Origin of the sequence: Gaiella sp., assembly GCF_039915195.1 — a bacterium.
Taxonomy (GTDB): Bacteria; Actinomycetota; Thermoleophilia; order Gaiellales; family Gaiellaceae; genus Gaiella.
The window spans coordinates 1-23,970 of sequence record NZ_JBDSNT010000050.1 but is presented as its reverse complement, the minus strand read 5'-3'; the positions used below and the strand labels follow the sequence as shown (position 1 = coordinate 23,970).

25 protein-coding genes are annotated in these 23,970 nt (G+C 67.2%); 8 read left to right on the top strand and 17 right to left on the bottom strand.

What is annotated here, in order from left to right:
- Positions 1 to 164 precede the first annotated feature (164 nt).
- The 10 genes from ABIR74_RS04750 to ABIR74_RS04705 all read right to left on the bottom strand — a co-directional run bounded on the left by ABIR74_RS04750 (position 165) and on the right by ABIR74_RS04705 (position 9,616).
- Positions 165 to 914: an alpha/beta hydrolase gene (locus ABIR74_RS04750; RefSeq protein WP_348175477.1), complete on the bottom strand. Its 750-nt coding sequence runs from the start codon at positions 912 to 914 to the stop codon at positions 165 to 167.
- The gene (locus tag ABIR74_RS04745; protein ID WP_348175476.1) at positions 905 to 1,864 is read right to left on the bottom strand and encodes a zinc-binding dehydrogenase; all 960 of its coding nucleotides are present in this window, start codon (positions 1,862 to 1,864) and stop codon (positions 905 to 907) included. Before ABIR74_RS04745 ends, ABIR74_RS04750 begins: the two co-directional genes overlap by 10 nt.
- A complete protein-coding gene (locus ABIR74_RS04740; RefSeq protein ID WP_348175474.1) occupies positions 1,864 to 2,259 on the bottom strand; it encodes a cupin domain-containing protein in 396 nt (131 codons plus the stop codon). Before ABIR74_RS04740 ends, ABIR74_RS04745 begins: the two co-directional genes overlap by 1 nt.
- A 4-nt stretch (positions 2,260 to 2,263) precedes the next feature.
- A complete protein-coding gene (locus tag ABIR74_RS04735; RefSeq protein ID WP_348175472.1) occupies positions 2,264 to 3,094 on the bottom strand; it encodes a phosphoenolpyruvate hydrolase family protein in 831 nt (276 codons plus the stop codon).
- Positions 3,091 to 4,308: a Tm-1-like ATP-binding domain-containing protein gene (locus tag ABIR74_RS04730; RefSeq protein ID WP_348175471.1), complete on the bottom strand. Its 1,218-nt coding sequence runs from the start codon at positions 4,306 to 4,308 to the stop codon at positions 3,091 to 3,093. The genes ABIR74_RS04735 and ABIR74_RS04730 overlap by 4 nt, the downstream gene beginning before the upstream one ends.
- Before the next feature lie 72 nt (positions 4,309 to 4,380).
- Entirely contained in the window at positions 4,381 to 5,106 is a 726-nt protein-coding gene (locus ABIR74_RS04725; RefSeq protein WP_348175470.1) for an ABC transporter ATP-binding protein, read from the bottom strand.
- On the bottom strand, positions 5,103 to 5,945 hold the full coding sequence (locus ABIR74_RS04720; RefSeq protein WP_348175469.1) for an ATP-binding cassette domain-containing protein: 843 nt from the start codon (positions 5,943 to 5,945) through the stop codon (positions 5,103 to 5,105). The genes ABIR74_RS04725 and ABIR74_RS04720 overlap by 4 nt, the downstream gene beginning before the upstream one ends.
- Positions 5,946 to 5,950: 5 nt before the next feature.
- A complete protein-coding gene (locus ABIR74_RS04715; RefSeq protein ID WP_348175468.1) occupies positions 5,951 to 7,357 on the bottom strand; it encodes an ABC transporter substrate-binding protein in 1,407 nt (468 codons plus the stop codon).
- Between the two features lie 85 nt (positions 7,358 to 7,442).
- Positions 7,443 to 8,522, bottom strand: a complete 1,080-nt coding sequence (locus tag ABIR74_RS04710) for a branched-chain amino acid ABC transporter permease (RefSeq protein WP_348175467.1) — start codon at positions 8,520 to 8,522, stop codon at positions 7,443 to 7,445.
- Complete coding sequence (locus ABIR74_RS04705; RefSeq protein WP_348175466.1) at positions 8,519 to 9,616, bottom strand: branched-chain amino acid ABC transporter permease; 1,098 nt, start codon at positions 9,614 to 9,616, stop codon at positions 8,519 to 8,521. Before ABIR74_RS04705 ends, ABIR74_RS04710 begins: the two co-directional genes overlap by 4 nt.
- A gap of 199 nt (positions 9,617 to 9,815) precedes the next feature.
- Here ABIR74_RS04705 and ABIR74_RS04700 point away from each other — a divergent pair, with 199 nt between their 5' ends.
- The 8 genes from ABIR74_RS04700 to ABIR74_RS04665 all read left to right on the top strand — a co-directional run bounded on the left by ABIR74_RS04700 (position 9,816) and on the right by ABIR74_RS04665 (position 18,736).
- Positions 9,816 to 11,240, top strand: a complete 1,425-nt coding sequence (locus ABIR74_RS04700) for a lactate racemase domain-containing protein (protein ID WP_348175465.1) — start codon at positions 9,816 to 9,818, stop codon at positions 11,238 to 11,240.
- A 76-nt stretch (positions 11,241 to 11,316) separates the two neighbouring features.
- Entirely contained in the window at positions 11,317 to 11,574 is a 258-nt protein-coding gene (locus ABIR74_RS04695; protein ID WP_348175464.1) for a hypothetical protein, read from the top strand.
- Between the two features lie 18 nt (positions 11,575 to 11,592).
- Positions 11,593 to 12,669, top strand: a complete 1,077-nt coding sequence (locus ABIR74_RS04690) for a LuxR C-terminal-related transcriptional regulator (RefSeq protein ID WP_348175463.1) — start codon at positions 11,593 to 11,595, stop codon at positions 12,667 to 12,669.
- Positions 12,670 to 12,834: 165 nt separating this feature from the next.
- The gene (locus ABIR74_RS04685; protein ID WP_348175462.1) at positions 12,835 to 15,147 is read left to right on the top strand and encodes a xanthine dehydrogenase family protein molybdopterin-binding subunit; all 2,313 of its coding nucleotides are present in this window, start codon (positions 12,835 to 12,837) and stop codon (positions 15,145 to 15,147) included.
- Positions 15,144 to 15,989, top strand: a complete 846-nt coding sequence (locus ABIR74_RS04680; RefSeq protein ID WP_348175461.1) for an FAD binding domain-containing protein — start codon at positions 15,144 to 15,146, stop codon at positions 15,987 to 15,989. Before ABIR74_RS04685 ends, ABIR74_RS04680 begins: the two co-directional genes overlap by 4 nt.
- Complete coding sequence (locus tag ABIR74_RS04675) at positions 15,986 to 16,468, top strand: (2Fe-2S)-binding protein (RefSeq protein WP_348175460.1); 483 nt, start codon at positions 15,986 to 15,988, stop codon at positions 16,466 to 16,468. Before ABIR74_RS04680 ends, ABIR74_RS04675 begins: the two co-directional genes overlap by 4 nt.
- Positions 16,465 to 17,829, top strand: coding sequence for an AMP-binding protein (locus ABIR74_RS04670; protein ID WP_348175459.1), 1,365 nt, complete (start codon positions 16,465 to 16,467; stop codon positions 17,827 to 17,829). The genes ABIR74_RS04675 and ABIR74_RS04670 overlap by 4 nt, the downstream gene beginning before the upstream one ends.
- A gap of 178 nt (positions 17,830 to 18,007) precedes the next feature.
- Positions 18,008 to 18,736 carry an enoyl-CoA hydratase-related protein gene (locus ABIR74_RS04665; protein ID WP_348175458.1) on the top strand — a complete coding sequence of 243 codons (729 nt, stop codon included), beginning with the start codon at positions 18,008 to 18,010 and terminating at the stop codon, positions 18,734 to 18,736.
- Positions 18,737 to 18,842: 106 nt separating this feature from the next.
- Here ABIR74_RS04665 and ABIR74_RS04660 read toward each other — a convergent pair whose 3' ends face one another.
- Genes ABIR74_RS04660 through ABIR74_RS04630 form a run of 7 tightly spaced genes read right to left on the bottom strand, consistent with a single transcriptional unit; the run spans position 18,843 to position 23,929 of the window.
- Positions 18,843 to 19,295, bottom strand: a complete 453-nt coding sequence (locus ABIR74_RS04660) for a hypothetical protein (RefSeq protein ID WP_348175457.1) — start codon at positions 19,293 to 19,295, stop codon at positions 18,843 to 18,845.
- Positions 19,296 to 19,306: 11 nt separating this feature from the next.
- Positions 19,307 to 20,458, bottom strand: a complete 1,152-nt coding sequence (locus ABIR74_RS04655) for an amidase (protein ID WP_348175456.1) — start codon at positions 20,456 to 20,458, stop codon at positions 19,307 to 19,309.
- The gene (locus ABIR74_RS04650; RefSeq protein ID WP_348175455.1) at positions 20,455 to 20,844 is read right to left on the bottom strand and encodes a Rid family hydrolase; all 390 of its coding nucleotides are present in this window, start codon (positions 20,842 to 20,844) and stop codon (positions 20,455 to 20,457) included. Before ABIR74_RS04650 ends, ABIR74_RS04655 begins: the two co-directional genes overlap by 4 nt.
- A complete protein-coding gene (locus ABIR74_RS04645; RefSeq protein ID WP_348175454.1) occupies positions 20,841 to 21,233 on the bottom strand; it encodes a RidA family protein in 393 nt (130 codons plus the stop codon). The genes ABIR74_RS04650 and ABIR74_RS04645 overlap by 4 nt, the downstream gene beginning before the upstream one ends.
- A 2-nt stretch (positions 21,234 to 21,235) precedes the next feature.
- Positions 21,236 to 21,673: an SRPBCC family protein gene (locus ABIR74_RS04640; RefSeq protein ID WP_348175453.1), complete on the bottom strand. Its 438-nt coding sequence runs from the start codon at positions 21,671 to 21,673 to the stop codon at positions 21,236 to 21,238.
- 43 nt (positions 21,674 to 21,716) lie between these two features.
- Positions 21,717 to 23,384 (bottom strand): thiamine pyrophosphate-binding protein, encoded by a 1,668-nt coding sequence (locus ABIR74_RS04635; protein WP_348175452.1) that lies wholly within the window; start codon positions 23,382 to 23,384, stop codon positions 21,717 to 21,719.
- On the bottom strand, positions 23,381 to 23,929 hold the full coding sequence (locus ABIR74_RS04630) for a hypothetical protein (protein ID WP_348175451.1): 549 nt from the start codon (positions 23,927 to 23,929) through the stop codon (positions 23,381 to 23,383). Before ABIR74_RS04630 ends, ABIR74_RS04635 begins: the two co-directional genes overlap by 4 nt.
- Positions 23,930 to 23,970 lie beyond the last annotated feature (41 nt).

Genomic DNA, 23,970 nt, shown 5'->3' with positions numbered 1-23,970 from the left:
CCTCCGGCCTCCCAGATCACAAGGGCCTTCACAGTCCAAGCGAACGCAGCAGCCGCAGACACGATCAACGCTATTCGCGAGATGATCACGCAGCGACCCTATCGGCAGAGGCAGACGGCGGCCCGCTCGCCTGCGCCAGCATCCTTACGTCAGAGGCTTGAACGTCAGCCGAGGAACTGCACGATCGCGTCGGCTGTCGCATCGAAGTCGTCCCAGAGGACGCTGTGGCCGCCGGGTACATCGGTCCGAGTGACGTGGCCGTTCCGCGGCGCGACAACAGGGATCCACGAGCGCTCGCCGCAGACGACGAGCGTCGGGCACCTCGGCCACGGCGGCGTCGACGACGCCATCTCGCTCCAGGCGACGATGACGGCTGCCGGCGAGTACTGCCAGCGGAAACGGCCGTCCGGGCTCTCGACGAGATGTTCGCGCGCCTCCTCCTCGAGCGTCTCGCGCGGCGTCGAGTGGAGCGAGCCGTCGCCGAGCCGCGCCTCGATTGCCTCGTCTGCGCTCGCGAACGAGACGTCCGCGCGCGTCAGATCGGCCCGCTCGCCCGAGACGGCAGCGTCGAGCTGCATCGCGGGATCGAGCAGGACCGCACACACCACGCGATCCGGCTGGCGGGCGGCAACCTCGGCGACGAGCTTTCCGCCGAAGCTGTGCCCGATCCACGCCGCCTCGGAGATCCCGAGTGCGTCGGTCGTCTCGAGGAGGTCGGCGACATGCTGCTCGACGCTCCAGGGCGGCTCCCAGCCCGAACGGCCGTGCCCTCGGTAGTCGACCCCGATGACCCGGTACCTCTGGAGGCGCTCCTCGGCGAGACGCCGAAAGCGTCGCCCATGGCCCGTCACGCCGTGCAGACATACGACCGGCTGTCCGGTCGGATCCCCCCACTCTGTTGTGCTCAGCTGCACGAGAGCACCAGTTTGCCGAAATGCTGCCCACTCGCCATCGTTGCAACCGCACGTGCGGCCTCGGCAAGCGGCGAAACGGAGTCGATCACGGGTCGCCAAGTGCCGGAATCGAGAGCCGCGAGAAGCCCCGCGAAGTCCCTCGGGCTGCCCATCATCGTCCCGAGCAGCGACCACTGGCCGAAGTAGAAGGGCCGCACAGGGATCGTTGCCTCGGTACCGCCCGTGGCGCCGAAGACGACGACCCGTCCTCCCGGACGCAGGCAGTCGAGCGACTGCGGCCATGTCGAGCCGATCGAGTCGACGACGAGATCAGCGCCGCCGAGTCCCTTCACCGCAGCGACCCAATCTTCAGTCGCGTAGTTGACGCCTCCTTCTGCACCGAGCGCAACCGACTTCTCGATCTTGTCGGCAGAGGACGATGTGACGAGGACGCGCGCGCCTGCCTGGGCCGCGAGTTGCACAGCGAAGGTCGAGACGCCGCTCCCCGCACCGAGTACGAGCACCGTCTCGCCGCCTCGAAGCCCACCTCGGGAGAAGAGCGCGCGGTACGCGGTCAGCGCCGCAAGCGGGAACGCAGCCGCCTCTTCCCACGAAAGCCGCGCAGGTTTCGCGAACACGTTGGCCTCGGGAACGGCAACGAGCTCCGCGTAGGTGCCGTTCCGCGGGCCGCCTAAAACCTGGAAGTCCGCGCCGAACGCCTCCTCGTGCGGACCCCACCGGAGCGCCGGGTAGATCACGACCTCCTCGCCCGTATCACGCCGCACGCCGGCACCGTCGGAGCCCGGAATCAGGGGGAGCGAGAACGGGTAGGTGCCACCCGCTACCAGCAGATCCCTGCGGTTGAGCGCAGCCGCCCGGAGCTCGACGACGACCTCGCCCGGAGCCGCAACCGGATCCTGCACTGCCTCGTGGCGGAGCTCGCCGCCCTCGTGAACCTGTATCGCCAGCATCAGCGTAGTGATGCCCAGGGCTCGTCGCCTGCGACGTCCTCCACGCCGTAGCCGTCCTCGCCGACCGAGGGAGAGAGAATCGCAAGGATCTTGGCAGGTGCAGCGCCGTCGTTGAACGTCGCATGCACTCCGGAGGCCGGAATCACGACCGAGTCACCAGCCGCGAGCGTCTGCTTCTCCTCTCCGAGCCACTGCTCGATCGTGCCCTCGATCACGTAGATGACCTCTTCTTGGCCGGGATGGCGGTGGAAATCGTGACACTTGCCCGCGAGGAACGTCGCCTCGATCGCGACGATCCCGGAGAGGCCGTCACGCGGTCCGCTGATCTGGGCGAACACGCCCCAGTCGTGGTCGTCGCGCGAGAGTGAACTCGCCGGCTTGAATGCTCCTGCCATCTCGTTACGCCCCCTTCACGGGAATCGATTTGAACCGCCTCATGTTCTCTGTCATTGCTACCTCGGTCGGCAGGCGCTCCATCGACGACGCTCCGAAGAAGCCGACGACACCCTCCGTGCGCGCGAGAATGTAGGCGGCATCATCCGGCTCGGCGATCGGCCCGCCGTGGCAGAGCACAATCACATCGGGATTGACCCGCTTCGCCGCGTCGTGCATACCCTGGATCAGCGGAACGCAGTCGGCGAGCGTCTTCGCCGTGTCCGCCCCGATCGAACCGCCCGTGGTCAACCCCATGTGCGGAACGAGCACATCTGCGCCGGCCTCCGCCATGGCCACTGCGTCGTCGTCGCTGAAGACATACGGGGCCGTGAGGAGATCGAGCTCGTGGGCGATGCGGATCGCATCGACCTCGAGCCCGTATCCCATCCCGGTCTCCTCCAGGTTGACCCGGAAGGTGCCGTCGATCAGGCCAACCGTGGGGAAGTTCTGGATTCCGCTGAAGCCCATCCGCTTCAACTCAGCGATGAAGACCGGCATCAGGCGGAACGGGTCGGTGCCGCACACCCCCGCCAGCACGGGCGTGCTCTTGACGACCGGAAGCACCTCACGTGCCATGTCGACGACGATCGCGTTCGCGTCGCCGTACGGCATCAGGCCCGCGAGCGAGCCGCGGCCGCCCATGCGGTAGCGGCCCGAGTTGTAAATGATGATCAGGTCGGCTCCGCCGGCCTCCGCCAACTTCGCAGAGAGCCCGGTGCCGGCACCCGCACCGATGACGGGGCTGCCGGCCGCGATCTGGGCGCGCAGATTCGAGAGTGCCTCTGACCTCGTCATGCCGCAGCCTCGATTAGCTCGTGCAGCCGGTTCGCCATCGCGAGCGCGAACGTCGGGTCGTTCACGTCGGCGTCGATCTCATGGAGCACGACCTTCGACGGGTCGATCGATTCGCGGATCGTGTCGAACAGTGCAGTGTCCGCCTCCGTGTCGTAGAAGACCTGACCTTCGGTGGCGATCGCCGACACGCCGCGCAACGGCACGAACAGCTCGGTCGGCCCGGTTGCTGCGTTGAGCTTGCCTGCGATGATCCGGCCGATCTCGCGGCACTCGTCGGGAGTCGTCCTCATCAGCGTGATGGTGGGGTTGTGGACATAGAGGTTCCGGTCGCGATAGCGCTCGGGCACGGTCTCGAGCGGGCCGAAATTGACCATGTCGAGCGCGCCGAGCGACACAACCTGCGGGACACCTCGCCGCCCTGCAGACTCGAGACGGTCGGGCACGGCCGCGAGCACCCCTCCTGCGACGAGGTCGCAGAACTCGGTGGTCGTGACGTCGAGCGACCCCGTGATGAACCCGGCCTCGATCAGCGCCTCCATTGAGCCGCCGCCGGCGCCGGTCTGATGGAAGACCAGCACCTCGTACCCGAGCTCCTCGAGCCGCTCCCGGGCCGTCGTCACGGCGGCGGTCGTGACGCCGAACATCGACGCGGTGATCAGCGGCTTCGCCTCACCGAGCGGCGGCACCGACGCCTTCGCCATGCCGGCGAGGGCTGCGGCCGCGTTCGTCATGATCTTCGCCGAGATGCTGTTCACGCCCGCGATGTCGACGACCGAGTACATCATCGTCACATCGACCGACCCCACGTAAGGGCTCGTGTCGCCTGACGCCACCGTGGAGACCATCAGCTTCGGCACGCCGATCGGCAGCTGACGCATCGCGTAGGTCGCGATCGAGGATCCGCCCGAGCCGCCCAGGCCGCCGATCGCGTCGAGCCTACCCTCGGCGTGCAGACGCTTCACGATCTCGGCCGCTCCGCGCGCCATCGTCTCGACCGCCGCGCCGCGATCGCCCGCGTCCGCGAGTGCCTGGACGTCCGCGCCGGCTGCAGCCGCAACCTCCTCCCTGCTCACATCGGGCGTCATCTGCGGGACGCCGACTATCCCGGCGTCGACGAGGACGACGCCGACGCCGTCCTCACGGATCCGGTCCGCGAGGTACGCATACTCGTGGCCTTTCGTGTCGAGCGTTCCGACGAGCACGACTGTGGGCATATGGGCACCTCCGTTTCGACTCCGGGATTGAAGTGGTCTACCACACCGCCGCGAAGGCGGTGCTCCGGGCGGCTAGTGACTCGCTGCGAGCGGCTCGACGCCGAGATAGCGGCGCTGCGCGTCGGGGTCGCTCATCAGCTCGTCGGCCGTCGTTTCCGCAGCGATCCGCCCGGCGACCATGACGAGCTGCCGCGCGGAGACCTCGGTGGCGACGCCGAGATTCTGCTCGACGAGCAGAATCGCCATTCCCTCGGTGACGAGCGCCTGGCACGTTGCGATCACCTGCTCGACGATCGTCGGCGCGAGGCCCTCGGACGGCTCGTCCATGATCAGGAGATCGGGGTTCGTCAGGAGCGCGCGGCCGATTGCGAGCATCTGCTGCTCCCCACCGGAGAGCTGCGTCGCGCTCACCTTCTTGCGCTCGGCGAGACGAGGGAAGAGCTCGTAGACGGCAGCCGATGTCCAGCGACCCGATCGCGGCGTCTTGATCATCTTCAGGTGCTCGTCGGTTGTCAGCGACTGGAAGAGCCGCCGCCCCTGCGGGACGTACGCGATGCCGGTGCCGGCAATCTTGTAGGACGGCTTCCCGAGCAGCTCGATTCCCCGGAACCTGATCGACCCGCGCGCACTCGGTGGTTCGATGCCCATGATCGAATTGCACAACGTCGTCTTGCCCATGCCGTTGCGCCCGATCACCGAGACGGCCTCGGTGGCCATCGAGAACGAGACGCCCTCGAGCGCTCGCGCGGAGCCGTACGACGCGTCGAGGTTCTCGATCTCGAGCAGGACGTCGCTCACGAGCCCTCCTCCCTGGCGCTCACGTCTTCCGCGTGAAAACGGTTTCCGAGGTAGATGTCGTGCACCATCTGGTTGCCGCGGATCTCGGCAGGCGTGCCTTCGACGACCTTCCGGCCGTCGTGCATCATCGTCACATAGCCGGCGACGGTGAGCGCGACGTCCATGTCGTGCTCGATCAGGATCAACGTCACGTCCTCCGGAAGGCCGAGCAGCAGCTCTGTCAGCCGCTCCCGCTCGCCGAACGAGAGACCCGATGCGGGCTCGTCGAGCAGCATCAGCTTGGGCTCGACGGCGCTCGCCATCCCGACCTCGAGCTGGCGCTGCTCGCCATGGGAGAGGTCGCGAACGAACGTGTCGACCTTGTCACCGAGCAGAACGCGCTCGGCCGCGGCTCGCGCACGCTCGCGCACGACGCGGTTCTGCTTATGGGGGACTATCCGCAGGCGCCCGCCGTCGCGACCGACGATCGCGAGAAAGATGTTGTCCTCGACCGAGAGACCGGGGAAGAGGCGGGTCTTCTGATACGTCCGTGCCAGGCCGAGCTTCGGCCGCACGCGCGCGGGGAGGTGCGTGACGTCGCGGCCCATGACCTCGACGGTTCCGGCAGACGGGGGGAAGTCGCCGGCGACGAGGTTGAAGAGCGTGGTCTTGCCGGCCCCGTTCGGGCCAAGGATCGCACGGCGTTCGCCGTACGCGACGTCGAGATCGACGTCGCGTACGGCCTGAACTCCGCCGAACCGCCGGCCGACCCCCCGCAAGCGGAGGATCGGCTCGTCGGGCACAGCGTGGGGGTCGGGCTTCAGCCCGACCCCCACTCCGTTTTCAGCTACTGCGGTCACTCCGCCTACTTGATGACCGTTGGGTAGATGATGCCGTTCTTGACGACCTTGATCTTGCCCTGCCAGGGCAGTTTCTTCTTCACGCACTTGGGCTGCGTACGACCAGGCGCCGGGCTGTTCTTCGTGAACAGACCACCAAACGACTGGTTGACGTTCGGCACGTAGCCGATGACGACCGGAGCAACGCTCCCGTCAGCGTTCTTGACGAGCTGGAGCGGGTACTGGTCCTGGATCGCCTGCCGGTTCGCATCGAGCTTGACCGAGCCCTTGTCCGACACCTCGTAGCCCGAGCGGAGCGTCTTCGGCATCTTCGCGTGCAGAGCCGCCCCTGTCTGGCCATTCGACACCGTGAGGCCCTGGATGAGCGCCCACGCGGCGTTGTAGTAGTTGTAGACGAACCCGTCGGCGTAGTTGCCACCGTTGAGTCCGGGATACCAGCGAGCGACGACCTTCTCGTAGATCTTCGCCTGCCCGGTCTTGAGGCCGGGAGCCGTGCCGAAGCCGCCGAGGTAGGAGCCGGCGACCTTGGGAGCCACGACCTTGTCGGCGCCGAGGAAGGCGAAGAACAGGTTGCCGATGTGCTGGCTCGGCTTGAGTGCGCCGTTTGCCTGCTCGTACGCGGTCAGAGCCGCACTTGTGCCCGTTCCACCGACGACCCAGAAAGTGCCGTCGACGGTGCCCGGTGCGGGCAGCTGCTGCACGTAGGACGAGTAGTCCGTCGTGTTCAGCGGCGGGAACACGCGCTTCGTGATCTTGCCGCCGATCGCGCAGAAGTCGGCGATGATGCCGGCCCCGGACGTCCAGCCGAAGCTGTAGTCGTCCATGATGATGGCGGCCTTGCGCCAACCGAGCTTCTTGTACGCGATCTCACCGATTCCGGCGTTCCACTGGGCGCCGTCGCCGTGATAGCGGAACATGTTCTTCGGTGCGATCTGCAACGTCGGATCCTGCGACCCGGCAGTGCCGATGATGAACGTCTTGTTGGGATGCTTCTTCGCGTAGTTCGCAACGTAGACGGCCTCGTCACCGGACAGCGGGCCGACCATCACGTCCGCCTTCAGCTGCTCCATCAGGCGACGCGTCTCCTTGACAGCGGTCGGAACCGTGTCATCGCCGCAGCCGTAGCCGACGATCTGGACATCCGTGTTGCCGACCCGGATGCCCGTCATGCCTGCCGACGGCTTCTTCTTGTTTTTGACCTTGCCGTTCGCGTAGTTGGCGAACGCTGCCTGTGCGCCACCGATGTCCGGCTCATAGCCGAACCCGAAGCCGCCCTTGCAGTCGGTCATGATCGCGACCCGGACCGTCTTCGCCTTCGACGCCGCGAACGACGTGGAAACGACGACGGTCGCCAGGACCACGAGCACACCGAGCGGAAGCACGAGCTTCCAGTGGCGTGAAATACCTCTCATGCCTGTTGCCCTCCTTGGTTGATGATGACAAACAACGTGAAACCTTCGAACTGACCCCAACTGATGATCTGCAACCAGCCTCCTTTCACACCAACTTCTCCCCGGCCGGAATCGCAGTCACGCTCGGCCCTTCGCCGCTGTCGGTACCGGATCTCAGGCCCCACAGTCTGTCCCAGGCGCCCATCAGGCCGTCGGGAGAGACAATCACTATGACGAGGAAAATGAGCCCGATGATTGTTTGGAAGCTGCCACCGATTCGGACGGTGTCGAGCAGGTCGGTGAGCCAGCTGTCCCGGATGTAGTTGTTGATCACTATGAAAGCGAGCGCGCCGACCCACGCGCCCTCGACGCGCGTCAGTCCGCCGATCACCGCGACGATCAGGAGGTCGATGGTCGCCTGCAAGCCGATGTCGCCGGGAGCGATCTGGCCCTGCCACCAGACGAGGAGGATGCCGGCGAGCGCGGCCATGAATGCTGCGAGGCCAAAGGCGAGCGTCCGGTGTAGGGGAACGGCGTAGCCGAGCGAGCTCATGCGCACCGGCTCGTCACGCAACCCCTGCAATGAAAGGCCGAACGGCGTCCTGATCACGAACCGGATGAACGCGTACACAGCGATTGCGACGCCGAGTGCGATGTAGTAGAGCCGATTCCGGTTCTCGACGATATCCCCGACGAACGGTGGGGTGTAGCTGTTGATGTTCGCGATCCCGGAGAAGCCCGACACGACCGTCACCTGGCCGACGAAGTAGAAGCCGACAACCGAGTAGGTGAGGGTGATCATCAGGAAGTAGATCCCGGTGCTGCGCGCCGCGACGGCGCCGAGCAGGACACCGAGGAGCGTCGTCCCGGCGAGCGCAAGGACGAGTGCGAGGGTCGGGTCCCAGCCCAGCGTCAATCCCTTCGTCTCGCCGCCGGCGCCACCCTTCGTGACCATGTTGCCGATCATGAAGCCCGCCGCACCCATCAGCATCGTCTGGGAAAGCGAGATCATCCCGCCGTACGCGGCGAGGAAGATCATGCTCGCCGCCGCGATCCCGACTATCAGCGCCTGCGTCAGGATCACATCGACCCAGTAGGCATTGAAGACCAGCGGGGCGATCAACGCCAGGGCGAGCCCTCCGAAGCCGATGGCGCGCTCGGTAACAGCCTTCGGACCGCGCGTCACGAGAATCTCCCGAACAACCCCTGCGGGCGGAACGCGAGCACGAGAGCGAGCAGGACGAACGTGAAGACGATCGAGTACTGGGTGCAGCAGTTGCCGCCGATCGTCGGGAGATAGATCGCCGAGAACGAGAAGACGAGCCCGTAGAGGAGCGAGCCCGCTGCGGCACCGAGCAGCGAGCCGAGGCCACCAATGATCACGACGACGAGCGAGTTGAGCAGCCACTGGCCGTCCTGGCCCGCGGCAACCGCACCCTGTGAGGCGCCGACGGCACCACCGAACGCTGCGAGCGACGAGCCGACGACAAAGGCAATGGCGAACGTGAGCTGGATGTTGACGCCGAGTGCCGAGGTCATCTGCCGGTCGTCGACGCCGGCCCGGATGACCATGCCCGTGCGCGTGCGATAGAGCCAGATCCAGAGCCCGAGCCCGACGGCGAGGCCGAGGAACAACACGATCAGGCGGGCCAGCGAGTACTGGATCCCGAGCAGCGGCAGCTCGACGAGCCGGTTCGTCCAGCCGGGCCACGTGACGCTCGAGGCGATACCCTCGTTGAAGTGGGCGAGAATCTGGTCGGCGATGATCACGGAGATCGCGATCGTGATCAGTGCCTGTCGAAGCTCCTGTCCCTGGTTCCAACGCAGGAACACCTGCTGGACGACGAGGCCGACGAGGGCGATCGACGCGGCGGCGATGAGGGCGGGGAACACCCACTCCCAGGTGTTGACCTCGACACCGGCGATCGAGTACCCCGAGCCCGTCATCTTCTGTTGCACCTCGTAGGCGATGTAGCCGCCGAGGAGATAGAAGGAGCCGTGGGCCATGTTGACCACGCGCATCAGCCCGAAGATGAGGGAGAACCCGCTCGCCACGATGAACAGCAGCCCGGCAAACGTGAGACCGTTCAGCAGCGTGCGGGTGAAGCTCTGCCAGTCGTCGATCGCCGAGCCGAACGTCGTCGTGCGCCAGTTGCCGCCGATGTCGGGCGTCGGGTTCGCGAGCACGACGATGTAGAGGAGCGCGAAGCCCACGAGCAGACCGACGACGAGCTTCGGAGCAAGCCGTCGGATATCGAGCTGTGCGATTCGGTCGCTCAAGACGACACGAACCTAACAACCAGACGAGACAGATACAACCGAGAACTCAACGATTATCGATTCTTTCCGACGTGTGTTCATGCCTGCCTCGTCCATTGGGACGAGGCAGTCGACGGGCGCTATCGGGATCATCTCCTTGACCGCCGACACTCCGAGCACCTAGCCTCGAGACGGACGCAACGACACTCCTGGAGGGCAGATGAGCGACACCTACCACGCCGTGATCCCGTACGAGTCCATGGATCCCCTGGCTATCGGCGCGACCGATGACGACTCGAAGAAGCACCGAGACACGCTCAACCTCGATATCCCGGCCGCCAATCTCGTGGCTGCGATCTACCCGGACGAACCGGCACCGGTAGGCGACTCGACCGAGGCTGCGCGCCGGGCGCTCGCCGAGCCGTTCGACGGGCCGACGTTCGCGGAGCTCCTCGCCGGGAAGCAGAGCATTGCCGTCGTGATCGACAATCAGTTCCGGCCCACTCCATCGTCCAGGCTGCTCCCGCCCGTCTTCGACGCGATCGAGGCGGCCGGGGTCACCGACGTCCGGGTCGTGTGCGCGAACGGCAAGGTCTTCCCGATGTCCGAGGCGGACATGGAGCAGAAGATCGGCCCCGCCAACCTCGCCCGGATGGAGGCGAACGGTTGGGCCTTCCACCAGAACGACCCGCAGAACGCGGACGCGTACACCTTCGTCGGCGTCTCGTCGGGCGGCACGCCCGTGTGGCTGCACACGGAGGTCGCCTCCAGCGACCTCAAGATCACAATCGGGCAGGCGCAGGCAAACCACTGGGGCGCCGGCGGCGGCGGCAAGCTCATCCTCCCCGGTGTCGTCTCGGACGCGACGATCGAGTCGAACCACTGCGCGTTCGTCACCTCGCCGCAAACCCATTACGGTGCCTACGCCGGCCCGATGCGCACGGACATCGACGAGGTAGCGACCATGTGCGGGCTCGACTGCACGATGAACGTGATCCTCGACACCCACGGTCGCGTGATCGACTGCATCTTCGGGTCGCACCCCGAGGCACACCGCGAGGCGATTCGCCGCTTCAACGCGATCTACGCGTACGACAGCTGGGTGGAGGAGCACGGCCAGGCGGATATCGTCATCTGCGGCGTCTTCGCGCCCACAGACCACCTGTTCTTCCACACAGGATGGGGGTGCATGTCGGCCGATCTCGTCTTGAAGGACGGCGGCACGATTATCTACACGAGCCCGTCCCCCGGCGTCTCGACTGCGATTGGCGACTTCCCCGGCTTCGCGCTGATGGACCTGATGACGCCGTACATGCCGCCGAGCACCGAGAACTACCAGCGCGTGCTGCACGACATCCACAAGCGCGAGATCCAGATGTGGGCAGGCTGCATCTGGGTGCCGATCTACGAGGTGATGACGCGCAAGCACCTGACGATCGTGACCCTTGAAGAGAACCTCGGGATGGCAGCCGACATCGGGCTCGACGCGACGACGTCACTGGACGAGGCCTTCGCGGCCGCGATGGCCCGTCATGGAGCAGACGCGAAGGTGGCGATCCTGCCCTACGCCCGCTACCAGCTGCCGAAGAACGCAGTTCGGATGGCGAGCTCCGATCCGAGCATCCTCGCGCACGCGGCGGTATAAGACGTCGACTCCGGAACCGTCCCGGACGGCCCTCCCTGGCTTCCGCCTTGCGCACGGCGTCGTCGACGGCGACCCCGTGCGCAGGGAGATCCGCGGCTCGACGACGATCCTCGAGATCCTCCGCATGTACCCGGACGGGCGAGCCGCGACGCTGATGTCGCGGCTCTACTGGCCGTGTGCCCACTGCGGCGGAGCCGTCCGCGAGCCGCTCACACTCGCAGCACAGCGCCACGCCCGCGACCCCCGGGCGGTGCTGATCGCCTTCAGGGCGCTCCAGCACGGCGGACCAACCGACGAGGAAATCGCTCTCGCCGCCGTACGACACTCCCGCTGAGGGTGGTACGGTCGAGCGGTGGCGCAGCCCGAGATGATCAGTGAGATCGAGCAGATGCTCACGAACGGCGAGCCGAGCCTTTCCGAGGTTGCGGACGGGATCCTCGAGGCGGTCGGGGCTGCACGAGTCTCGATCTCCGAGATCGATCTCCGCGACGACGCGTTCGAGATCATCGAGGCGCGCGGTGAAGCGTTGCTCGGGCCGGGGACGCGGTTCCCGCTCGGGACGTCGACGCATCATCGAAGCGCTGCCGACGGAAAGGTCTTCGTCTCGCCCGACTTCGATCAGCGTCGCGGGTTCTCGCGACCGCTCGATCGGATCGTGCGCGAGCATGGCTTCCGCTCCGGCGCTTCGCTGCCGCTGCGTCATGCGGAGGGACGCGACGGGGCGCTCAACCTCCACTTCGATTCGACGGGTCCAACTGCGGCAGAGGCGTGCACCCTCGTCGAGCCGTTGCTCGGAGGGCTTTCACTCGCGCTTGACCAACCTGACGAGATCTCACTGACAGCTGTGCTCGTCTGCCATGACGACCCGCTCGTCGGCCACGGCATCGCGCGACTCCTCGAAGAAACCGGGCTTGCGCGCGCCTCTCTCGCCCGCTCGCCGTTGGACGCCGTTCGGTCCGGCCCCCTGCGCGCCCCGGACGTCGTGATCGGCGACCTCGCACTCGGGGGGCGACGGATCGACGCGTGGATCGGCGAGCTCCGAGCCGCCGGTGTCGACGCGCCGCTGCTCGTCGTCGCACCGCACGACGGCGGCGACAGCCTCGGCGTCGCCCTCGCAGCGGGCGCGACGGGATTCGTCCTACGAGCCGACGTCGAGGATGCGCTCTCGCTGGCGGTCGACGCTGTCTCGCGCGGCCAGTCGTGGCTCCCAAGGAGCCGCGCTCGCAGACAAGAGACGGCTCTCACCCCCCGCGAGCTCGACGTGCTCTCGTGCCTCGATCGCGGGATGCGGTTCCGGCAGATCGCCGACAGCCTCGGAATCTCCCAGACGACCGCGAAGACCCATGCCCGGAGCCTCTTCCGCAAGCTCGGTGCGAGCTCGCGCTCCGAGGCAACGTACACCGCTCGACACCGCGGCCTGCTCGGGTAGTGCCAGGGACGTGGCGCCGGGGGTCAGCCAGGGGCTGGAGCGGCGCCCGATCCGTTCCGCAGCCTCGCTGAAGCGAGGAAGCCTCAGAGGCCGCACACTCCGGCAGTGCCCCTCGTCCGAACGGACGATTGCCACGCCCGCTCAGAAACCGCGACGATGACGCCGATGTCCGCGAGCTCAGAGCCCTGGGTCGGGCGGCCCCTGCAGCGTTTCGAAGACGACGCGCTGCTCCGCGGCGAGGGCCGGTTCCTCGACGACCTCTCCCCGGTCGCGCACAGCTACCACGCCGCCGTGGTTCGCTCGCAGCTCGCGCACGCCAGGATCGAGGTCGATGCGAGCGCTGCTCTCGACGCGCCGGGAGTGATCGGCGTCCTCGTCGGCGCCGACGTGATGGCGCTGTCTCGTCCCTTCCCGGCAGGGATCGACAGCGGCGTGCCCCAGTACGCGACGGCGATCGACACCGTGCGGTACGTCGGCGAGCCGATCGCCGTCGTGGTCGCACGCGACCGCTATCTCGCGGAGGATGCTGCCGAGCTCGTCGACGTCGACTATGACCAGCTCGACGCCGTCCTCGACCCCGTCGCGGCTGCGGCACATCCGGTGCACGAGCGAGACTTCGCGTACGGAGACGTCGCCACGGCGATGGCCCAGGCCGATCTCGTCCTCCGACAGACGTTCCACGTTCCCCGCTTCACGTGCACGCCTGTCGAGTGCTACGCCGTTGTCGCCGACTGGGATGCGACGGCCGGGCGGCTGACGACCTGGGCGAACTTCCAGGGACCGTTCACGCTGCACGGTGTCGCGGCAGCCGCACTCGGACTCAAAGGCGACCATCTTCGGCTCCTCACACCGCCGGACTCCGGCGGCTCCTTCGGGGTCAAGTCGTCGGTGTTCGCGTACATCGTCCTGATGGGCCTCGCGTCACGACATCTCGGTGTCCCGGTCACGTGGATCGAGGATCGACTGGAGCATCTCGCCTCGAGCGCAGCGGCGACGGGCCGAACGACCGAGGTCGAGGCTGGCTTCACGACGGACGGTCGGCTGATCGCGCTCCGCTACGACGCGATCGAGGACGTGGGCGCCTACGTTCGCGCGCCCGAGCCCGCGACGCTGTACCGCATGCACGGGTCGCTCTCGGGTGCCTACACCGTGCCGAACGTAGCGGTTCGAAATCGGGTTGTCCTGACGAACACGCAGCCTTCCGGCCTGAACCGCGGCTTTGGTGGGCCACAGCTCTACTTCGGCCTGGAACGCACGATGGCCATCGCCGCCCGCCGGCTCGGCATCGACCCCGCCGAGCTCGCGCGGCGCAACCTGATCCCCGCGGAGGCAATGCCGTATCGCACCCCGTCGGGAGCGCTGTACGACTCGGGCGACTACGCCGCCTGTCTCGACCACGCTCTCGAACTCGCCGACTACGCAGCGCTCCGCACGCAGGTGGAGATGGCCCGCGCCGACGGTCGCCTCGCCGGGATCGGACTCGCGTGCATCGTCGAGCCCTCGATCTCGAACATGGGCTACATCACGCTCGCTCAGACCGCCGACGAGCGTGCGCTCACGCTGCCGAAGTCCGGGAACGCCGAGGGCGCCTCGATCTCGATCAATCCCCTCGGCGGCATCACAGTGCGGCTCGCAACGACGCCGCAGGGGCAGGGACATCGCACCGTGTGCGCCCAGGTCGTCGCGGATACGCTGGGCTGCACGCCCGACGACATAACGGTGCTGTCGGAGATGGACACCGCCAGCGTTCCGTGGACGGTTGCCTCGGGTAGCTATTCGTCGCGGTTCTCCGGCGTCGCCGTTGGCGCGGTGCAAGCCGCCGCGTTGAAGCTGCGGGCGAAGATCGATGCGATCCGCGCGCACGCGGGCGACGACGCCCTTTCGCTGCGGCGGGTCGCCGGGATGGCGCACTGGAACCCCGAAGGGCTGCCCGCAGGCGAGGAGCCGGGCCTCTCGGCCGTTGCGTTCTGGGCACCGCCGACGCTCGATCCTCCCGACGACGAAGATCGCATCGCCTCCTCCGCGTCCCACGGCTTCATCGTCGACATCTGCGCCGTCGACGTCGATCGCGAGACGGGTGAGGTGCGCGTCCTCGACTACATCACGGTCCACGATGCCGGGCGTCTCCTCAATCCGCTGCTCGCAGACGGACAGGTGATGGGTGGCTTCACCCACGGTCTTGCTGCCGCCCTGTACGAGCGCCACGTCTACGACGAGTGGGGCAACCTGATGACGGCGTCGCTCGTGGACTATCTCACCCCCACCGCACCCGATATCCCTGCGTTGACGATAGGCCACCTCTCCTCACCGTCGCCCGTGACGGCGCTGGGAGCGAAGGGGATCGGCGAGGGGAACACGATGAGCGCCCCCGTCTGCGTCGCGAACGCCGTCGCCGACGCGATCGCACGCGACGACGTCGAGCTCCCGCTGACGCCGCCACGCGTCTGGCAACTGCTGAACGGGCAAGGCGCTACGTGAAGCCCGTTGCCTTCGAGTACGTTGCCGCCCGGTCGCTCGAGGAGGCGATCGAGGCGATCGGTCGTGACGAGGACGCAAAGCCGATCGCGGGCGGCCAGAGCCTTGTTCCTGCCCTGAACATGCGCCTCGTCCGTCCCACACTCCTCGTCGATCTCAATCGTGCGGGGCTCGACGGGATCGAGTCGGACGGCGTTCTTCGAGTTGGTGCCACGGTGCGCCAGACGACGCTCGAGCACGACGTCCGCACGCATCCTCTGCTCCGCGAGGCGATGCCGTTCGTCGGTCACTTCGTGACCCGGAACCGTGGGACGGTTGGCGGCAGCGTCGCCCACGCGGACGGCTCGGCCGAGATCCCGCTCTGTCTTTCCGCTCTCGGCGGGACGATCGTGGCCGAAGGGCCGCGTGGGCGTCGAGAGATCGATCCCGACGCATTCTTCGTCACGCATTTCCTGACGACGCTCGAGCCGGGAGAGCTCGTCGTCGAGACCCTCTGGCCACCGCCGGAGGAGTTCGAGGGCGCGGCTTTCGAGGAGTTCGCTCTCCGCGCCGGCGACTACGCCCTCTCGATGGTGGCAGTCGTCGTGAAGCGCGTCGAGGACATGGCGGCGGACGTTCGGATCCGGATCGGAGCGGTGACCGACCGGCCGACCGGCTTCGCCGACGTCGAAGCGGCGCTCGACGGATCGTTCGTCACGCCGGCCGTGGCGCGGGAGGCAGGGGCGCTCGCCGCAGCTGCCGTCGACCCGGGAGGCTCGATCCACGCGACGCCGGAGTACCTCCGCGCACTCACGGGCACGCTCGTCGAGCGGGCACTCCTCCGCGCATGGGAGCGTGCGGCATGACCAGGATCACGCTGACCGTCAACGGGCGAAAGGTCGTCGAGGACGTCGAGCCGCGTCTGCTCTTGACCGACTTCCTCCGTCACCGGCTCGGACTGACCGGCACCCATGTCGGCTGCGAGCACGGCGTCTGCGGCGCGTGCACGGTGCAGCTCGATACTGTCTCGGTTCGCGGCTGCTGCCTCCTCGCCGTTCAGGTGGACGGGTCGGTCGTCGAGACCGTCGAGTCGCTCGCAGGAGATGACGGACTTTCACCACTCCAGGCGGCGTTCAAGCGCCATCACGCGCTCCAGTGCGGCTTCTGCACGCCCGGGATCCTGATCGCGGCCGAGGATCTCCTGTCTCGTTGCGACCCGTCACACGAGGAGATCGTGGACATGCTCTCCGGTCAGCTGTGTCGCTGCACGGGCTATGCCCCCATTGTCGCCGCGATCGAGGAAGCGCGTGACGAGCGGTCACGACAACGGGAGACCGGACAGTGAATCTCGCGCAGTCCCTCCTCGCAGCGTGCGAACGACACCCGGAGCTCGATGCCTTCCCACGGATCCGGTACGACGCGCTCCTCCCGCGCGTGGCGCGAATCGCCGGAGGCCTTGGCGTCGAGCCCGGAGACCGTGTCGCCGCGGTGCTCGACAACCGGCTCGAGACCGCACTTCTCTACTGGGCGACCCAGTGGGCGGGTGCCGTGTTCGTCCCGCTCTCCTGGCGACTCTCCGAGGAAGAGCTCGACTACTGCATTGACGACGCTGGCGCCTCGATCGTCATTCGAGACGGCGATCCGCTCCCCGACGGGCCGGAACACGCCGGTGCCCTCGGTCGCGACGAACGCGAGACCTCGCTCCTCCTGTACACGTCCGGGACCACCGGGCGCCCGAAGGGAGTACCACGAAGCCACGCTGCCGACCGTGCGGGCGGCTTCAGCCAGGCGCTTCAGCACGGCTACCTCCTCGCCGAGCGCACCCTCGGCGTCATGCCGCTCTACCACACGATGGGCATTCACTCGCTCCTCGCGATGCACACGATCGGCGGGTGCTACGTCCCTCAGGCACGATGGGATCCCGACGCGGCACTACGGCTGATCGAGCAGGAGTCGATAACGTCGCTCTATCTCGCTCCGACCCTGTTCTACGATCTCGTCGCCTCCGAGACAATCGCAGAGCGCGACCTGTCGAGCGTCCGGATACTCGGCTATGCCGGGTCGGCCATGACCTCCTCTCTCGTGGCCCGATGCGTGACCGCTTTCCACCCCGACGTCTTCGTCAACCACTACGGCTCTACCGAGATCTACACGTTCTCGATCGGGCACGATCAGACCGTGAAGCCTGGCTGCGCCGGACGACCGGCCACAAATGCAAGACTCAAGCTCGAGCCCAACGGCGAGATCTGCGCCCATCTCTCGAGCGACGAAGCCTTCGCGGGCTACTGGAACCGTCCCGATGCCGACCGGAAAGCGATCCGAGGCGACTGGTACCACACCGGCGACGTCGGTCACCTCGACGACGAAGGCGATCTCTGGATCGACGGGCGACTCGACGACATGATCATCTCCGGCGGCGAGAACATCCACCCACTCGAGGTCGAGGAGATCATTGCGAGCCACCCGAACGTCCATGAGGTAGCCGTCGTCGGGGCGCCGGACGATCGACTCGGCCAGCACGTGGTTGCGGTCGTCGTCGGAGAGACCACCGCGGACGAGCTCGATGCGTTCTGCCTCGCCTCGCCGCTCGCCCGCTTCAAGCGGCCGCGCGAATATCGTCTGGTGGAGGAGCTTCCGAAGAGCCCATCAGGGAAGATCCTGCGCCGAGTCCTCCGAACGATTTCGGCTGAGGCCGAAATGCGTTAGATAGTGCGACAAGTGTCTGCCGCTACGACGAAAGGCTACCGATGAACACCCCCAAACCCCGAGCCGACGCGTGAACGCCCCATCGAATGGTTTCGGCGAGGAACGAGCCGAAACCGTTGGCGAGAAACGAGGCGAAACCTTCGACGGATTCCGGGTCGAACACGACGCCGATCGAGGCGTGGCCACGATCACCCTGGACGTACCCGGGAAGTTCAACCGGGTGTCGATGCTGGCGCGCGACCAGCTCGCGGCGGTGTTCGCAGACTTCGACCGTGACGACTCCGTGCGGTTCGTCGTCCTGACCGGGGCGGGCGGCCAGTTCACCGCAGGCGGTGACATCGCCGGTTTTCTGACGAAGTCACCGTGGGTCGTCTCGCAGCTCGCGAAGAACGTCGCGGCCCCGGAGCGCTGCTCGAAGCCGGTGATCGCGAAACTCCAGGGGTACGTGTTCGGAGTCGGGCTCGAGCTCGCGCTCGCGTGCGACTTCCGGATCGCTGCCGAAGACACGCAGATGGCGCTGCCGGAGGCGACGATCGGGATGATCCCGGGCTCGGGCGGTACGCAACGACTCGCCCGACTCATCGGCGTCGGTCGTGCAAAGGACATCATCATGCGCGGTCGCCGGGTCAGGGCCGACGAGGCTCTCGCGATCGGCCTCGTGACCGAGGTCGTCGCGCCTGATCAGCTCGACGAGACGGTCGCGTCGCTCATCGACGAGCTCTCACGCCATGCACCCCTGTCGCTTGCAATGTCGAAGCGCGTCCTGAACACGGTCTATGACGGCCCCCTCCACGTCGGTCTCGAGCTCGAGGGCCTCGCCTACGGGCTGATGCAGCAGACGCACGACTTCCACGAAGGTGTCGAAGCGTTCGTCGAGAAGCGAAAGCCCGAGTTCGACGGGACGTGAGGGGCCGCGGTGAGAGAGCGCACCGTGGCCACCAAACGTCGTCCCTCGCAGCTTCGCGTGATCCCGAAGCCGGGAGCCGACGGTTCACAACCCCGAAGCTGCGCCCCTAACGGTCAGGGAACGGGCGCACGGCGCACTCAGGTGCCCCCATCCGTGTTGCAAGCGCTTCCGCACTCGCGAGCGACGGCTTTGCCCGCGCGACCGTGATCGCGTAGGCATCCGGGTACCCCGCCTCGTAGAGCTTCGTCCCGGCTCGGATCTCGTTGTGATAGAAGCGGAAATACTCCGCGAGGGAGGCGATCTGCTCCTTCTCCGCCGGCGTCGAGCTCTGCAGCTTCTTGATGTCAGCAGCCAGGCGCACCCCTCTCTCGGCACCCGGCTCGATGACGCCGAACCCCTTCTCGGCCGGGAGGCCGAACGCCTCGGTGTCGGCCCGCGCCTGCTCACAGAGTGCCGCGAGGCTCTCCGCGAGGGGCGAACGCTCCGGTTCGTCTTTCCCGCAGCCGCCAACGACGAGCGCGAGGCCCGCGAGAACGACCGCTGTCGAGACCCGGCGCACGGCCGCGAATTCTACCGACGCTCCCAGGCCAGGCCGGCTGCGATAACAGTACGATCGTCGGGCGCGACGAACTGCATGTTCCCGAGAGCGAGGCCGGCCCAGCCGATCAGGTTGACCCACCGCAGGAAGGACGAGAGCGGTAGCCGAACCTCGAGCTCGTCGGCGTCCTCGAGCGGCAGGTCGATTGCGTAGCACGGACAGACGTAGAGGTCGACTTCTGGCACGTAGGTGCGCCACGCGGCGAGCGCCTCGCGAGCGGCGGCAACCGCGCGTGGTGGGACGAACTGCGCTGCTTCGAGCTTCGGGCGGATCGTGTCGGCGTACTCGTCGGCGCGGGACGGGAACGTCTCGCGGTGACTCCAGGCAGCCTCATGGAGAAAGAGTGGCCAGATGTCCGCCTGCGCGGCCGGGATCGCCGACTCGACGACCCTCGCACCGAGGCGCTCCAGCTCAGCCACCCACGCATCGGCAGCGTCGCTGGACTCGGTCTCGCGCCCGTCGCCGAGGTCGGGAGCGCGACGCAACAATCCCACCGTGAGGCCGTCGAGGCGCGGCTCCGGTGCAGCGGTCGCAGCGAGCACCGACCAGAGCAGCGCAACGTCCTCGACGGTGCGCCCCATCGGCCCGACCGTATCGAGTGAGGGGCAGAGCGGGAAGACCCCGTCGAGCGGAAGCAGCCCCCATTGCGACTTGAGCCCGACCGTTCCACAGGCGGCCGACGGCAGCCTGATCGAGCACCCGGTGTCGGTTCCGATGCCGAGCTCGACGAGACCCGCGGCGATCGCTGCCGCGTTGCCCGCCGACGAACCACCCGTCGTCTTCCCCGGATGCAGCGGGTTGTGCACCGTCCCGTACCAGGGATTCGCGCCGAGCACGCCCCACGCGAACTCGGGCAGGTTGCCCTTGCCGACAATGGTCACCCCCGCGTCGAGAGCGCGTTGAACGACCGTGGCGTGTCGGGCGGGGATGTGATCCGTGTAGATCCTCGAACCGTAGGTCGTCCGGATGCCCTCGGTGTCGATGAGATCCTTGACGAGAAGCGTCCGCCCCGCGAGCGGGCCTGCCGCGGCTCCCTGGAGCGGCTCCGCGAGCCAAGTGATCCCGGCGTTGTAGATATCGGCGGCCGCGGTATCCGGCCCGCCGTCGGGGTGGTGGCCGCTCACGGCGACCTCACCGCCGTCGCGTCGATCTCGATCCGTGCGCCCGAAACGGCCAGAGCCCTGACCTCGACGACCGTGCCTGCGGCGCGCGCCGAACCGCAGGTTCGTAGGAGCGGCTCGTCCAGTTCCGAGGAATCCTCGATCGAGGTCAGGTACACGTTGATGCGCGCGACGTCCGTGCCGTCGCAACCACCGGCGGCCAGGATCTGATCGAGTTCGGCGAACACGTACTGCGCCTGCTTCGACACATCGTCCTCACCGACGAGCGCCCCACTCGCATCAACGGGAAGAATCCCCGCGACGAACAGGAGCTCGTTCGCCTGGACGGCGTCGGCGGAGTGCGAGAGAACCGGCCTCGTCGGAAGCGAGATCTCGTTCCGCAGGCTCACGACGGAACCAGTGCCACGCACTCGATCTCGATTTTCGCGCCCGGAATCACGAGCGCCGAGATCTCGACCAGCGTCGACGCCGGCCGGATCTCTCCAAAGACCTCCTGGCGTACCGGGTTGACGAGAGGCCGGTCAGCGACATCGGTCAGATAGACCGTCACCTTGACGACGTCGGCAAACGTGCAACCCCCTGCGGCGAGCACGGCGCGCATGTTCTCGAAGACGCACCGCGCCTGTTCGACCACGTCGTCTCCGCCGACGAGCTCGCGTTGCTCGTCGACGGGAACGATGCCGGAGACGAAGAGGAATCCGCCTGCCTCGACCGCATCCGTGAAGTGCGAGATGGGCTCTGCCTGCCCTGCGACCCGGAGCTCACGACGCGTCGACATGATCAGGCGAAATGGGCCTTGAGTGCATCGAAGCCACCCTGGAATACCTGGGAAGCGAAGAAGTCGGTCCAGTGCCCTTGCTGGTCGCGATCGCAGTCGAACGTCGTCCACCATTCGACGAAGCTGCCGCCGCCGTCGGTGACGGGGGTCACGCGCAGCGTCGCGCAGTAGTTGTCGACGTCGAACGGCGTCTTCTGGAAGTCATACGTGTACGAACGCTCGAGATCAGAGTGCGCGAGCAGCTTCTCGCGAAGGTGAGTTTCGTCGGTCAGCGTGAAACTGCGAATCGCACCGACCTGATCGCCGGCAAGACCATCCTCGATCTCGCTCTGGGCGACGAGGCCGCTGTGCCACGTCGCGAGCCCGTTGAAATCCCGAACGTGTGCCCAGACCTCATCCGGCGATGCTCCGATCACCGTGCTTGCGTACGACTTGGCCATCTGCTGCTCCTTCTCGTTGGTGAGGGCGGTTGGTTGGCGGATCTTAGGGCGGGGACAGCCGCGCCTGCGCAGCTTCCCTGACCTCTGACAGGGATTGACGTGGCGTCAGCGCCTCCCGGTCGACCCGGAGTTCGATCAGCGCCGGTCGGCCGCAGTCGAGCGCCTCATCGAACGCAGCGGCGAAGTCGGCCGTACGCTCGACGAGCGCGCCATGGGCGCCGAAAGCGCGGGCGAGCGCCGCAAAGTCCGGGTTGACGAGATCCGTCCCGGAGACGCGCCCCGGGTAGTGACGCTCCTGGTGCATCCGGATCGTGCCGTACATGCCGTTGTTGACGACGAGGATCACGACGGCCGCGTTCTCCTGAACCGCGGTCGCAAGCTCCTGCCCTGTCATCAGGAAATCCCCGTCGCCCGCCATGCAGACCACGGTTCGCTCGGGATACAGGATCTTCGCCGCGACCGCCGCCGGGACGCCGTATCCCATCGCCCCGCTCGTCGGTGCTAGCTGCGTGCGGTATTGCCGGAACTCGAAGAAGCGATGCGCCCAGACCGTGAAGTTGCCGGCCCCGTTCGTGAGTATCGCGTCTGCAGGCAGGCGCTTCCGAAGCGTCGCCATCACCTCGCCCATGTCGAGGTCGCCCGGCGCAGGAGTGTGGACGAGGTTCGCGAGGTAGTCGGCGCGACCCCTCAGCGTCTCGGCCTCCCGGTGACCCGATTCGAGCGCAGGCGTGCCGGCGAGCGACCGGGAGAACGCGTCGGGCGATGCGACGATTCCCAGCGTCGGCGCATACACACGTCCGAGCTCGTTCGGGTCTGCCGAAACGTGGATCAGCGACTGTGCCGGGATCGGAACCTCGAGGAGGGTGTAGCCCGAGGTCGTGATCTCGCTGAGGCGATCGCCGATCACGAGCAGCACGTCCGCTGCCCGCACCCGTTGCGCGAGTCGAGGGTCGGGGCCGAGCCCGAGATGACCGACATAGACGTCGGCCGTGTTGTCGACGTAATCCTGGCAGCGCCATCCCGACGCGACGGGCACCGTGCTCTCCACGCACCAGCGCGTCAGTGCGTCGTTCGCCTCCGCGCCCCAGGGCGCCCCGCCCACGATCACGAGGGGCCGCTCGGCACCCGCGAGCAGCTCTCGTGCCGCGTCGACGTCGGTAGCAGCGGGATGCACGCGGGTGACCGAGTACGTTGCAGCGTCCTCGGCACTCGACTCGTCGACGAGCATGTCCTCGGGCAGGGCGAGCACGACCGGCCCCGGCCTCCCTGCTGTCGCGACATGGAACGCCCGCGAGAGGAGCTCGGGAACACGGTCTGCGCTGTCGATCTGCGCCACCCACTTCGCCATCGGCCCGAACATCTGCCTATAGTCGATCTCCTGGAAGGCTTCGCGCTCCATCATTTCGCGCCCGACCTGGCCAATCAGGAGGATCAGCGGCGTCGAGTCCTGGTAGGCGGTGTGGATGCCGCCGGCGGCGTGCGTCGCCCCGGGGCCCCGCGTGACCATGCAGACGCCGGGGCGACCCGTGAGCTTGCCGTAGGCATCGGCCATGTTGGCGGCGCCGACTTCGTGGCGGCAGGAGACGAAGCGGATCGGCGCGTCATGGAGAGCATCGAGCACGGCGAGGTAGCTCTCGCCCGGTACACCGAACGCCACGTCGACGCCGTGGACGACGAGCTGGTCGACGATCAGCTGCCCGCCGGTTCTCACCTCAGGTGGATGGAATGCTCGAAGTAGACGGTGGGCTTCTGGAGCTTCGGCCGGTGGTCGTCGGCCGGATCGACGTAGCGGATCGTGCGCTTTCCGGCCCACTCGGCAGGCAGGATCATCACGCGAACGAACGCCGTTGGCTGGTGCTGTGAAGACTCCGCAAGCACCGGATCGGAGCCCGACTCGAACCAGGTACCGCCCTTGCCGTACGAGAGCCTCTTCCCCTCGGTGGTGACGTCGAGCTCGCCGTGGAGGAGATAGCGGATCCCCGGTCCCGGGTGGGTGTGACGGTAGGCGGTGCTGTCGGGCGGGAAGTCGATGCGATCGCAGCGCATCACCCAGTCGGCGTACGGATCGAGCTGGACACGTCGGGAAAGGCGTGCCCCTTCGGCCTGCGCGGGCGTCGCGTCGAGTTGCCACACGAGCGCATGCCCCTCGACCTCTGCGGCCCCGAAGCGGGCCGTGTCGTTGGCGATGTCGTAGATGACGCGGTCACCGCCGATCGTCTCGGCCCCGGTCTCGAACTCGTAGAGGGAGAGTCTCATCGTGGAGTGACTCTACCGCGGCGAGTGGGGAGGGCCTCGAT